Genomic DNA, 12,593 nt, shown 5'->3' with positions numbered 1-12,593 from the left:
CGATAGAGTAAAACGCCTTTGTCACTCTCTGTCTTCTAGCGCGTTACGTAAGCCTTGAGTGAGGTGTTTTGGATGAGCCTGAGTTAACGACACTGTGTCACATTTTTGAAAACAACAAAAATCTCTAATAGCCTCAGCAAAAGCGTCTAGAACATCGCCTTCATCAAAATCATGCTGTTCAAAATGTAAGTATTTGATCTCCAAATGCTTCGTTTTCCGATGTGCTTTGCAATCCATTCGACCAATAAACTCAGCTCGATATAACAAGGGTAAAGAGAAATAACCATACTGACGCTTGGCTTCAGGAACATAACATTCAATTTGATAATCGAATAGAAACAGCGACCTAAGTCGTTCACGTTGAATAACGCTGTTATCAAATGGCGAAAGAATCAACAGTCGATTATTCAACCGAGGCAAAGGGCGTTCCAAAGCCCCGGTTTCTATTAAGAAGGTTTCACCTTCATTAACTTGTATCTGTTCTAACAAACCTTGCGCCAACCTATCATTAACGAGATTTTTAACGGCTTTGCGTAACTCCGCATTGCGACGTAAATAGGTAAAGCCTTTCAACGACACAAACCCATGACAACGCAACTGCTGGTTTACGATGTGTTTGGCAAATTCTTCAACACTCGGCATACTTGTATTAACGTGTGATGGCAAAACTCGCTCAGCAAGATCGTAGGTTTTCTGAAAACCTTCTCGATCACTGACCATTAAATCACCTTCCATATAAAGCTGGTCAAGCGCTCGTTTGGCCGGTTTCCAGTTCCACCAACCCTCATTCTTTGTCGCAGTATCTTTGTCTTTGGTATTGTTTTTTGTACTGTCTTTTGCGTTAGCCGCTTCTAAATCTCTGGATCGTAATGGACCATCAGTACGAATTCGCGCAAGCAACTCGTTCATCAGCGTCTTATCGGTATTTTTATACCAAGCATGCTGTCCGCTTTTAACAGCCTCTTTAAAAGGCAAAGAAAAACGAAAGTCTTCCATTGGTAAAAATGCTGCCGCGTGAGACCAATACTCAAACACATCGCCAGACAGCAATAATTGATTGGTCATTTCAGGTTTAAAATTAGGTACTCGGGAATGAAGTACATGATGATGCGCGCGTTCCACCACAGAAATGGTGTCGATTTGAACATAACCAAGGTGATGAATGGCTTTACATGCACCAGCCAAGCCACGACCATAAGGCTGTGCTTGCAGCAAACCTTGCGCGGCTAAAGCAATACGACGTAAACGCGCGAGGTCTTGTGGTCGTTTTATGTTCTGCATTTATTCACTAACTTCATGCAAAGAAATGATCGTCACACTTTTCACAGACTTCTCAAAATATTTTGCTTTCACCGCCAAATAATCGGAATTTGAAAAGAAATCTTTCATGTGTTTTTTACTCGGAAAGCGAATCGTAAAAAGACGATTAATATTCGCGTCCGACTTAGATAGTAAGACTTCAGACACTTTAAAATCAAACGTAAAAGCACCACCGAAAGTTGCCAAAATAGGCATCATGGCTTCACGGTATTCTTGATAAATATCCTGATCGATAACCTCAAGACCCATTATTCTTTCGTATGACATTGTGTTTTTCCTCGGAAGTATTTGTTGAAGTGGATTTCCCTAACTATCTTAGGGGGTACAGTGTCCATAATATCAAACTAAAAATTGTTGATTATAATTTTTAGTAAAATGACATGAACCTAGCTACCCCAAAGCTTCATCGATCCATGATAAAAGCTCGTTACTCATCAATAAGTTCTCGTTGGGACGTTTTTTCAGCTTTAAACTGTTCAATAGAACGGTTTAAATGTTCCCCATTGGCGGGTGAGCGAAGTAAATGGACGGTTTCCATAAGGCTATGATAGTAACCCAATGACATGACCACAGCGTCTTCAGAGTCACGGCGATTAATCACGGTAATATCAGCGTCGTTTATAACGCCATCTAAAACCGCTTTAAGATTATTTCTAGCTTCTGTAAAAGAGACAATTTTCATATGCAGTCTCGCCGTACATTGTATGGGAACAAGTGTTGGTGGAAAATCAAGTATTATCAAGAGTAATTTTGCAGCCATCTATTCGAATTTTTGTAAGATATTAATTATCTTTATTCCTGATGATTTTCCTGAAAATAAAAGTACTGACTTGGTTTTAATCATTTTGGCATTTTCAACGAAATGATGTTAGTCCCAGATGTTCCAAGTCACGGTCTTACCTGTCTTGTCATTACTCTTTTTTACTAAGCAAAACTTGATGTATCACTATTTATGGTGGAATAAAAAGATGACATTCCACTGAGGTAGTTGGGAGTTTCGAGGAGGAATGTCATCTTTTAAATGTCTGCACAGTACAACCACATCTTCCCCTTGAGGAAAAAGGGGAAGAAACTGTGATAAAGAGGTTACTCGCCGATGTGCCAGCCGTTGGTGATGGGATAACGGCGATCGCGGCCAAAACCTCGGGCGGTGATGCGTACGCCGGTTGGTGCTTGGCGACGTTTGTATTCGTTTAAGTCTACGAGTCGAAGGACTCGATAAACGGTTTCTCGGTCGAACTTTTTAGTAGCAAGAATCGCCTCTGCACTTTGATCTTCTTCTATGTACATACGTAAGATTTCATCGAGAATTTCATAGCTTGGTAACGAGTCTTCGTCTTTCTGATCAGGAGCCAGCTCGGCGGATGGTGGACGCGTAATAACTCTCTCAGGAATCACATAGCCGAGGGTATTACGGTATCGGCACAGTCTGAATACAAGCATTTTAAACACGTCTTTTAGGACTGAATAACCGCCAACCATGTCGCCATAAAGTGTCGCGTAACCCACGGCCATTTCACTCTTGTTGCCTGTAGTAAGAACCATATAGCCTTTTTTGTTCGAGATCGCCATTAAGGTCACGCCACGGGTTCGTGCTTGTAGATTCTCTTCTGTGGTGTCTTTTCCATAGCCTTCAAACTCTGGCGCGAGCACATCTGAAAACGCTGACACCATGGATTCAATAGGCAATACGCTGTATTTCACGCCGAGCAATTTTGCTTCTTCCTCCGCGTCGTGCAAGCTGATGGAAGAAGTATAAGTGTAGGGCATCATCACAGCTTGAACACGGTCTGCGCCAATGGCGTCTACCGCCACAGCAAGAGACAAAGCAGAATCGATGCCACCACTTAAACCCAATACGATGCCTTTGAAACGGTTCTTTTCAATGTAGTCACGCAATCCCAAAACCATGGCTTGATAAACGCTGGCTTCTTCGCTGAGTGCAGGTGCAATGCAGCCAGAAACAGGTTCAACTTTATTGGGTTGGTCGTCGTTGATGATCATATCAACGCAATACAAGCCAGCTTCAAACCAAGGCGCTTGCATGACTTTGTCACCTTTGACGTTCACCACAAAGGAGCCGCCTTCGTAGACTAATTCGTCCTGTGCGCCCATGTAGTTCACATAGACAATCGGCAAGCTGACTTCCGTTGCACGTTGGTGCAACAAAGCTTCGCGCTCGCCCATTTTTTCAATGTGGTAAGGCGATGCGTTTAGGTTCAAAATCAATTCAGCGCCAGCGGCTTTGGCTTGCGCTATTGGCTCTGGATGCCAAATGTCTTCACAAATGCTTAAACCAACATTTACGCCTTTAATTTTAACAACAACCGCTTCTTGGCCTTCGCTAAAGTAACGTTTATCATCAAAAACTAGGAAGTTTGGCAACTTCTGTTTCGCATATTCACCCAGCATTTTGCCTTGGTAAATCACGCTAGCGCAGTTGAATAATTCGCCATCAATACGGCGTGGATAACCAACAACCACATGGATGTCGCGTACTTCATCCAAGATTCTCGCTAAAGCAGATTCAATTCGTGGGTCCAGGCTAGGACGTAACAATAAATCTTCTGGAGGATAGCCTGTTAAAGTCAATTCAGGAAAAACCACTACATCAGCTTTTTCTTCATCGCGGGCTTTATTCGCCGCATCAATAACCGATTGGGTATTTTTCGTAATGTCACCGACCAGCATATCCAGCTGGGCCATTGCAATTCGTAATGTCATACAGTTGCTATCTCATGAACTCTGTTAGAATATGATGCTTATTGTCTGGAATTACCCAACTTAGGTAAAGTATATGATCGTACGTTTAATCGTTTTTATTGCGATTTTTTTCATCGCTTGGTGGTTATACCGTAAATTTATCACGTTTAAAGGTGATCAATCCCCTGCCAAGTCAGAAAAAGCGAAATCTTCAAAAAAGAAGAATCCCAAGAAAGAATGGTTCGATGTGAGGAATGTCAAACTTTTACACCTCGTTCCCATGCTATTCATGACCAAGAAGCCCGCCCATTTTGTAGTCCGGAACACTTAAAAGCCTTCAATAAAAAGAGCTAAAAGCACTTTAGGGTAATGTTTAAAAGAATAGCGAGGTCAGGATTATGAACCAATAATGCTGACCCAGCCATTTGATATCAGTTTTCCTTCTCTCCACCACCAACAAAGATAATCCTGTTGATTCTGTGTGGCACAAAGTCGATATGAAACGGATAACGCTGTGCTTTCATCTATCAACCCTTCTCCTACCGATTCATAACGAAACCATTGATAATACACATCTTGGTTATCAAATTGCCATTCACTTTCATGGCCATTAATTTGATCCATAAACAAATCACAAAAACCAACGCATTCGCTATCTAGTGCAGATGAAAAATCAGGCGTAATGATAAACTCAGACTTAAATGCCGCCCAAATTTGTTGCTCTTCTTCCACATCGCTCAATTGCCCTCGCCATTGATAGCTTGCTAATAATTCATCTTGATAACGTACCGACAAGGTCGACACAGCAAGTAGAAGTCCAATAATCGGCAAAGAAACCCACCCACCCAGAGAAGTTAGTAAAGGAAAAGCCATTTACGTTAGCCTCCTTTCAGCAGGATAATTTGATTGCCAACACCCTGACAAGGCGCGACATAATGCCAAGTATCACCGCGCATAGAAACATAGTCTTGATGCAACTGAGCGCCAGTCGACAATTTACAATTACTCAATCTATATTGATATTCAACCCACAAACCACGCACGCTTTTTAAAGCATAATCACCATAGCGCGTCTCTAACGTATCAACCAAACCATTATCGTCTTCATCCAGCAAGGGGAAAACCGCCAAGCGTTCGACGCCATTCCATAATTCCAAGGAGTTACCACTTTCTTCTGGGGTTCTCCAAAACGCAGTCCAACCATCCTTTCCTGGTGACAAATACCAATAAAATCCATCTTGGCTTTCTATTACACCAGGTTGACCAAGGGTGAAATTATCGTCTAGTTGTATTGTGGTCTTATTACTTGTGACAGACAAAACTTGACCTGAATAACTCGCGACGCAATTGGAAAAAATCATCCTATCACCCGCTTTCCAATGGCAGTCCAATGGTGTTTCAAAGGGATTTTCCGATACTGTCATAGATGCTCGACACAAACCATAATCGACACCTCGTAACCAATCCGAATCCTCCATTACAGTACGAGAGGAAAGACGATCGGGTTTAGAGGATCCTGCTTGTATGGTCAAAAATAAATCCTCATCATCCCTACAATTCGAAGGTACTAAACGTGTCCATTGAGCTTCAAAATGTGCGTCGATAGCGGCTTTAATTTTGTGTTGATCCTGATAGGTTTGTGCCAATAAATGACGTTCCTGTAGCCGAGAAAACGCCATAACCAAGAAAGGCAAAAATAAAGACACCAGAAGAACCACCAACAATAACTCAACCAAAAGACTGCCGCGCTGTGCTTTAAATGAGAGTGTTTTAAATTGATACGCTTTAAAGAGCCTCATTCATCACTCTCCTCAACAGACATTTCATGAAGAGAAGCGTGAAACCAGTCTTGCAACTGACTGCCACGGCAAGATTCACAATCCGGATAAGTAATACCCAATTCTACATTGTCATCTTTGACCCACGACACATCACCGACAAGTTGCGTCATAGAAGTTTGCTTTTGCTGATTCTCGACGTGTTTTCGTTGCTCTTCCGCCAATTGAACAGACTGCCATTGGGCTTCGCTTTGCCGCTGAGCAAGGTGAATAACCACAGAAAACAAAGCTAAACATAAGATAATTTCAATCATCATCCAGCCCTGTTGCCGTGACTTAGATGATCGTTTTTTGGACTGCTGTTTTGTAAAAAACAAAGTAAAAGAAGGTTGAGGCTTCATAAGCACATGCCCTCTTCTTTTTCTTGTAGATCTGTTAAATAAAAACGACCACTTTGATTTAAAACCAAACCCGCCTGCCAAGTGTCTAGGCAAAATTCAAAAGTACCGTTTTGATAACCAGACAGGCCATTACTTTGAAATTCAATCTGTTGCTTATTAACAGGGAAACCTTGCCAATAAACGTTTAAGTCCTCATCAAAGGAAACTCGCTGATAAGTTTTATCATGATCATGAGAAAGATCATCTTGATACAAAACAAAACCTGATGACCAATTTCCATCACACTCGGTACCACCACATAAGTAACTTACTTGACCACTAATAACAGCCAACTGGCGAGCTTGAGTAATCGCATCAGACAATTGTTTTATACTAGTTTGAATGGTGTTTTTATTTTGAGATGCTTGGTCAAGCACTAAAAATTGAGCTGAACCTACGTAGGCAAAAATACTTAAAATAGCTAGAACACAGAGTAATTCTAGTAATGAAAAACCACCTTGATGGTTCATTGGAAACCTCCTTGTTTTTTGATTTCTTAAAAGACATGAGCATCCTTACTCATGTCTATCATTCTGATTTTAGATTACTCTTTTATTAGAACTAATTTTCTGCAAACCATTTATTAATATGATTCGCAATCTGTCTTGGTTTTTGAAAAGGCAACGAATGGTCACAAGCACTTATGGTTTTGTGTTCCCACGCTTCATTACGCTGATTCAATAATTCATAGTGCTGTTTTAACGACTCATGACTTAACTCACCAGAAAACAAAAATACCTGACCCGAAGCCGCTATCATCTCGTCTCGCAAACTCGGCTGTGTTGACATAATTTCAACATGATCTGTTACCGCATCCAAGGCATAGGCAAATCCAAAAGGACGATGTGCAAGGCGAGATTGCGTTGTTGCTTCCGCTACTGGATGTTTACGACGATTTGGTGAAACACCATCCATAAAAGACGCTACTCCCAGTTCCACATCACCCGTTTCTCGAATCAATTTAGACGCATGACGATACTTTAACCGAACTTCCATTAGCGTTGATAAATCTTCTCTATCAAAAGATGCTGGCTCTAATAGGGCCATTTTTACATGTAATTTCCCTTGCAGACTACGTCGATAATTCAAATTTAACGCTACCAAACCACCAAGTGAATAGGCAACCAGATCAAATTCGTCCCATTTAACGTGCGCTAATAAGGCTTCTACTTCGTCAGTGAGTTCATCAATTGTTACTGGATCTTCTTCTCCATGATGATGAAAAGAATCGCCCATGCCTTTTAAGTCAGGGACTAGCATCCAACGCCACTGGGTAAAATACGGCAACATTGGAGAATAGGTAATCTCTCCTGCAACGCCCGCACCATGCAAAAGCAGACAAACACGGTCCGTTTGGGCATTCGGATTTTCATAAAGACGATACGCAATGCGTGCTTTTGGTAAAGAAAGAAAAAAACGTCAGACACTTACAATTACCCTGTGAGGAACTTTGTTAAAAGAATACAATGAGATAGATAATTGAATTTTACTAGGTATTAAAATAAATGTCAGAAATTAAACGGGTGAATCTCCCTTACCAGGCATCGTTACTGTCTTTCTTTTCTGCCGTGCGAGACTTACCTTTTCCTGCTCTGCTTGACAGTAACCATGAACATTTTACCGATACAAAGTACGATATATTAGTAGCAAACCCCTTGGCGCGTATATTCCCTCGCAGTAACTATCCGTCCACCAACCAACAACCTATTACATGGTATACAGATCCGCTTTACACATTAAGCAATGCAGATAACCCAATGTCTTTGTTGAGTGAATTAATGTCCTTAATTTGCCAAGAACCTTGGGCAATATCTGCACCAAAAAACTTGCCATTTACTGGCGGCTTGTTGGGTTATTACAGTTACGAAAGTGGCCATTTTGTCGAGCGTTTACCAGACACTGTCAAACATGATATTCAATTAGATAGACTAAGTATGGGACTTTACGCTTGGGCGGTGATAACGTCTCATGATAAAAAAACAACTGAGCTGATTATCACTCCTTGGTGCAGTGACCAAGAAAGCACTGATATTCTTAGCCGGTTAGGTTCTGCTTGTGACAGCTCACTTTCTAATATTCAGACAGATCAAAATACGTCATTTGCTTTGCAAACACCTTTTGTCTCTAACATGACAGAAGATGATTACGCGCAAAAATTTGCCAAGGTGCAAGAGTACATTCAGTCCGGCGACTGTTATCAGGTGAACTTAGCACAACGCTTTTCCAGCACTTATCAAGGCGATACCTTTACTGCTTACCAGACCTTACGAGACGTATGCCCAACACCATTTTCGGCTTACATGGAGATATCGCCTGAACAAAGCATATTGAGTCATTCACCAGAACGTTTTTTATTGTGTGATAACGGTCGCGTAGAATCAAAACCCATCAAGGGAACCATTGCTCGCGGCAGGACTCCAGAAGAAGACAAGACCAATGCTGACTGGTTAATGGCATCGGAGAAAAATCGTTCTGAAAACTTAATGATTGTCGACTTATTACGCAATGATCTTGGTCGTACTTGCCTAACTGGCAGTATCAAGGTGCCTAAGCTATTTGCATTAGAAAGCTACGCCAATGTACATCACCTAGTATCAACGGTAGAAGGTCGGATTGACCGAGCGGATCAAGCCATTTGTGTATTTCATCAAAGCTTTCCTGGTGGCTCTATTACTGGTGCCCCAAAAATTCGCTCAATGGAAATTATTGATGAGCTAGAACCCCATGAACGTTCTGTTTATTGCGGTTCCATTGCCTATTTCAGTGCCAACGGTCAAATGGACTCTAGCATTGCCATTCGAACACTTGTCGCTGACCATGGAAATCTACATTGTTGGGCTGGCGGTGGATTAGTTTCGGACTCAAAAAACCAAGAAGAATATCAAGAAACCTTTACCAAAGTAGGTAAATTAACTCATACTCTAGAACATGTCTTTTTGAAATAGGCCGTATCATGTCTGACATAGAGCAGTTTTTAAATGCTCCTCCGATTGACCTGAGCTTGGATGAAATTCGCGCTGCCTTAGACAAGGAACCTTATGCGCAACAAATTCATAACCCTGACGAGGAAATGTTCCCCAATGGTTATGGGTTGGATTACCGCTCAGCTGCTGTACTCATTCCAATCTGGCGCAAGCCAGAAGATGGCGAACTGTATGTGCTCTTAACGCAACGCGCCCTACACATGCGCAATCACCCAGGACAAATCGCCTTTCCTGGTGGCAAGCATGATCCTGACGATGCCAGCATTCAATACACTGCACTACGTGAAACACTAGAAGAAGTTGGACTCGCCCCAGATTGCTTCGATCTGCTAGGCGAGTTAGGCGATTACTGTACGTTATCAGGTTATTGCATCAAACCTGTTATTGCTGAAATGACGCGGAGAAGTGAATTAAGCCTGTGTGAAGAAGAAGTAAAATCCGTTCATTGGGTGCCTTTGCGTCATTTACTTACTCCGCAAAACTATCGCTTCAAAAAGAAAAAACTCGACTCTATTTCCCGTGGCTACTTTGAAGTAGAGTACCAAGAAATTCGTATCTGGGGCGTCACAGCGGGCATCCTCTATGGCTTTTATCAAACCCTAGCCAAACATATCCGCTAGTACCTCATGAAGCATTATAAGGTTAGTGTTCTTTCGTCTTTTATTTCGGCGTCGCAACTTGATATGGTACAGCTAACGTAACTTATTAATTGGATACTAATCTAATGCCTGCATTTGATTTAGCGTCTTTTGTTGCTAACAACAAAGAAGACGAAGCTCAAAAAATCATCCATAACGCGATGAAATCATTCGACAATATTGCCATATCTTTTAGTGGCGCCGAAGATGTTGTTCTGATTGATATGGCGGTCAAAGCCAAAAAAGACATTCATGTATTCTCTTTAGATACAGGTCGTTTGCACGCTGAAACCTATCGTTTTATCGAACAAGTTCGTAAGCATTACAACATCAAGATAGACGTTCTTTCTCCTGATCGTGCTGCACTTGAAGCTTTTACTAAAGAAAAAGGCTTATTTAGCTTTTTTGAGGATGGGCATAAGGAATGCTGTGGCATCCGTAAAGTTCAGCCCCTTAAGCGCAAGCTCAGTACACTGGATGCTTGGATTACAGGTCAACGAAAAGACCAAAGCCCAGGCACTCGCAACGTTTTAGAATTTGCCGAAAAAGACAGCGCTTTCAGTACAGACAAAAAAGACTTATTCAAATTCAATCCGTTGGCTAATTGGTCTTCTGAAGACGTTTGGAATTACATAAAAATGTTTGATGTGCCATTCAATGAATTACATTCAAAGGGCTTCACTAGTATTGGTTGTGAACCTTGTACTCGTGCGGTATTGCCAAATCAGCATGAACGTGAAGGTCGTTGGTGGTGGGAAGAATCCGAGCACAAAGAGTGTGGCCTACATATTGGTAACTTGATTCCAACTGCACAGCAATAGTTTTAACCGAAGCAATAAAATTTAAAAAGGCCGATCCTTGAAAGAGTATCGGTCTTTTGTGCTAACGCCATCTACTAATGCACTTTCTCTACATCACTTTGATTGGAAGCATACGGTTCGGAATCTTTATTTTTTGTCATTAGATACACTTGCCATGAGGCCGTAAAGTTGTCATAACACTTCTCTAACGCTTTGATATGATCAAGTAGAATCTTGCCCGCATTGGTTATTTCGGTTGTGCGACCATGTCGAATTAATAAAGGCTCGCCCAAACCACACTCCAGCTTTTGAATATGCTGGCTCACTGCAGGTTGGGTCAACCCTAACTGCTTGGCTGTTCGGGTAAAACTCCCTGTTTCCACCAAGACTTTAAATGTCATGAGATGCTGTGTATTGAACATAAAGATTCCTTATAATAAATTCCATTATGCCCAAAGCTTTTTTTACGAACATTGACCTATATCGTGTTTTGATGAAAGATTGCTAATCTCGATAGGTGAAACTCCTTAGTCTTAGAAAGATTACTATAAGTTGGATGACAAGCATGGCAAACGCGCAAGATGACGATCTACTACCTTGGCACGAAAGACAATCTGGCCATAAAGCATCCCGTGACAATGACTATCGAACGCCTTATCAACGAGATCGAGCGCGTATTATTCACAGCGCAGCTTTTCGTCGTTTGCAATCTAAGACACAAATCCTCGCCATCCGCCAAAACGACTACAGTCGCACACGCCTAACCCATTCTCTCGAAGTTGCACAAATTGGAAGCGGCATAGTACACCAACTAAAACACAGCTCACCTACCGATGCAGACTTCCAAAAATGGCTAGCCGATGACGCCTTAATTGAAACTATCTGCTTAAGTCATGACATCGGTCACCCACCATTTGGACATGGTGGCGAAGTCGCTTTGAACTACATAATGCAATCCAATGGTGGTTTTGAGGGTAATGCTCAATCGTTACGCATCTTAGGTAAACGTGGCTCTTATTCTCCAATCTATGGTATGGACGTTACCCGTCGCGCATTGCTTGGCATTTTAAAGTACCCAGTTTTACACAAAGACGTCGTCGGTTCTTATCCAGAAAAGCCAACGAATTTTCGTCAATTCAAAGCATCCGACTGGGCGCCACCAAAATGTGTTTATGAAGATGAAGCCGAACTATTAAATTGGATCATTGAACCTTTTAGCCAAGCGGACAAAATCGCATTACAAGAAGTAAAAGAAACTGAGTTTGGTGGGCATGCTAAAGCCAAACACGCCAGCTTCGATACAAGTATAATGGATCTAGCCGACGACATTGCTTATGGTGTTCATGATCTAGAAGACGCTATTGTGCTTGGTATGGTCACCAAAGATATGTGGCTCGAACACCTCGAGCCGAAGTTATCTTCCCTCGCCTCGCCATATTTAGCGAAAAACCTTAACAACATTCGCACACAGCTTTTTAGTCGTCAAAGCCACCTACGCAAAGAAGCTATTGGAGATCTAGTTAGTTGGTTTATCACCTCGTGCCAAGTTGTTGAGAATACAACTTTTGAACATCCTTTGCTGCGCTTTCAAGTTGGCCTACCAGAAGGTCAGCGCCAAGCTCTTTCCTTACTGAAACAATTCGAAATGCAACACATTATCCAACGACCAGAAGTGCAAATGCTCGTTTATAAAGGCCAGCAAATGCTGTTAGAAATGTTCGAAGCTTACACAGCTGATCCGAATAGATTATTACCAAGAGAGATCGCGACAGAATGGCGTAAAAGCCAAGAACGAGGTGAGAACGGACTAAGAATCATCTGTGACTACATGGCATCCATGACCGACGACTACGCCAGCCGCATGTACAACAGATTGTTTGTTCCAAGTTTAGGATCAGTTTTTGAACCAATGTGATTAAAATATCAGTTT

14 protein-coding genes are annotated in these 12,593 nt (G+C 41.8%); 4 read left to right on the top strand and 10 right to left on the bottom strand.

The window, feature by feature from the left end; translation table 11 throughout:
• Nucleotides 1–21 precede the first annotated feature (21 nt).
• From AC0L3Y_RS10965 to AC0L3Y_RS10925, 9 genes are all read right to left on the bottom strand, one after another.
• Entirely contained in the window at nt 22–1,281 is a 1,260-nt protein-coding gene (locus AC0L3Y_RS10965) for a winged helix-turn-helix domain-containing protein (RefSeq protein ID WP_473462517.1), read from the bottom strand.
• On the bottom strand, nt 1,282–1,587 hold the full coding sequence (locus AC0L3Y_RS10960) for a DUF1330 domain-containing protein (protein ID WP_473462511.1): 306 nt from the start codon (nt 1,585–1,587) through the stop codon (nt 1,282–1,284).
• A 160-nt stretch (nt 1,588–1,747) separates the two neighbouring features.
• Nucleotides 1,748–2,002: a type II toxin-antitoxin system Phd/YefM family antitoxin gene (locus AC0L3Y_RS10955; protein WP_473462506.1), complete on the bottom strand. Its 255-nt coding sequence runs from the start codon at nt 2,000–2,002 to the stop codon at nt 1,748–1,750.
• Between the two features lie 404 nt (nt 2,003–2,406).
• Nucleotides 2,407–4,044: an NAD+ synthase gene (locus AC0L3Y_RS10950; RefSeq protein WP_473462501.1), complete on the bottom strand. Its 1,638-nt coding sequence runs from the start codon at nt 4,042–4,044 to the stop codon at nt 2,407–2,409.
• A 375-nt stretch (nt 4,045–4,419) separates the two neighbouring features.
• Nucleotides 4,420–4,896, bottom strand: a complete 477-nt coding sequence (locus tag AC0L3Y_RS10945) for a hypothetical protein (RefSeq protein ID WP_473462498.1) — start codon at nt 4,894–4,896, stop codon at nt 4,420–4,422.
• Between the two features lie 5 nt (nt 4,897–4,901).
• Entirely contained in the window at nt 4,902–5,822 is a 921-nt protein-coding gene (locus AC0L3Y_RS10940) for a hypothetical protein (RefSeq protein WP_473462493.1), read from the bottom strand.
• Nucleotides 5,819–6,202 (bottom strand): type IV pilus modification PilV family protein, encoded by a 384-nt coding sequence (locus tag AC0L3Y_RS10935; RefSeq protein WP_473462489.1) that lies wholly within the window; start codon nt 6,200–6,202, stop codon nt 5,819–5,821. Before AC0L3Y_RS10935 ends, AC0L3Y_RS10940 begins: the two co-directional genes overlap by 4 nt.
• Nucleotides 6,199–6,711, bottom strand: coding sequence for a GspH/FimT family pseudopilin (locus AC0L3Y_RS10930; protein WP_473462486.1), 513 nt, complete (start codon nt 6,709–6,711; stop codon nt 6,199–6,201). The genes AC0L3Y_RS10935 and AC0L3Y_RS10930 overlap by 4 nt, the downstream gene beginning before the upstream one ends.
• A gap of 91 nt (nt 6,712–6,802) precedes the next feature.
• Nucleotides 6,803–7,630 carry an alpha/beta fold hydrolase gene (locus AC0L3Y_RS10925; protein WP_473470619.1) on the bottom strand — a complete coding sequence of 276 codons (828 nt, stop codon included), beginning with the start codon at nt 7,628–7,630 and terminating at the stop codon, nt 6,803–6,805.
• A gap of 116 nt (nt 7,631–7,746) precedes the next feature.
• On the opposite strand from AC0L3Y_RS10925, the gene pabB reads away from it, so the two are divergent.
• The 3 genes from pabB to AC0L3Y_RS10910 all read left to right on the top strand — a co-directional run bounded on the left by pabB (nt 7,747) and on the right by AC0L3Y_RS10910 (nt 10,684).
• On the top strand, nt 7,747–9,186 hold the full coding sequence (gene pabB / locus AC0L3Y_RS10920; RefSeq protein ID WP_473462481.1) for an aminodeoxychorismate synthase component I: 1,440 nt from the start codon (nt 7,747–7,749) through the stop codon (nt 9,184–9,186).
• An 8-nt stretch (nt 9,187–9,194) separates the two neighbouring features.
• Nucleotides 9,195–9,845 carry an NUDIX hydrolase gene (locus AC0L3Y_RS10915; protein WP_473462476.1) on the top strand — a complete coding sequence of 217 codons (651 nt, stop codon included), beginning with the start codon at nt 9,195–9,197 and terminating at the stop codon, nt 9,843–9,845.
• A 104-nt stretch (nt 9,846–9,949) separates the two neighbouring features.
• Nucleotides 9,950–10,684, top strand: a complete 735-nt coding sequence (locus AC0L3Y_RS10910; protein ID WP_473462472.1) for a phosphoadenylyl-sulfate reductase — start codon at nt 9,950–9,952, stop codon at nt 10,682–10,684.
• A 74-nt stretch (nt 10,685–10,758) separates the two neighbouring features.
• Here the strand turns inward: AC0L3Y_RS10910 and AC0L3Y_RS10905 are convergent, their stop codons facing one another.
• On the bottom strand, nt 10,759–11,085 hold the full coding sequence (locus AC0L3Y_RS10905; protein ID WP_473462467.1) for a LysR family transcriptional regulator: 327 nt from the start codon (nt 11,083–11,085) through the stop codon (nt 10,759–10,761).
• 143 nt (nt 11,086–11,228) lie between these two features.
• On the opposite strand from AC0L3Y_RS10905, the gene AC0L3Y_RS10900 reads away from it, so the two are divergent.
• Complete coding sequence (locus AC0L3Y_RS10900; protein WP_473462462.1) at nt 11,229–12,578, top strand: anti-phage deoxyguanosine triphosphatase; 1,350 nt, start codon at nt 11,229–11,231, stop codon at nt 12,576–12,578.
• The last annotated feature ends 15 nt before the right edge of the window (nt 12,579–12,593 follow it).

The organism is Marinomonas sp. GJ51-14 (genome assembly GCF_055808695.1).
The sequence above is the reverse complement of the archived record's forward strand: the minus strand, read 5'-3'. Positions and strand labels throughout refer to the sequence as shown.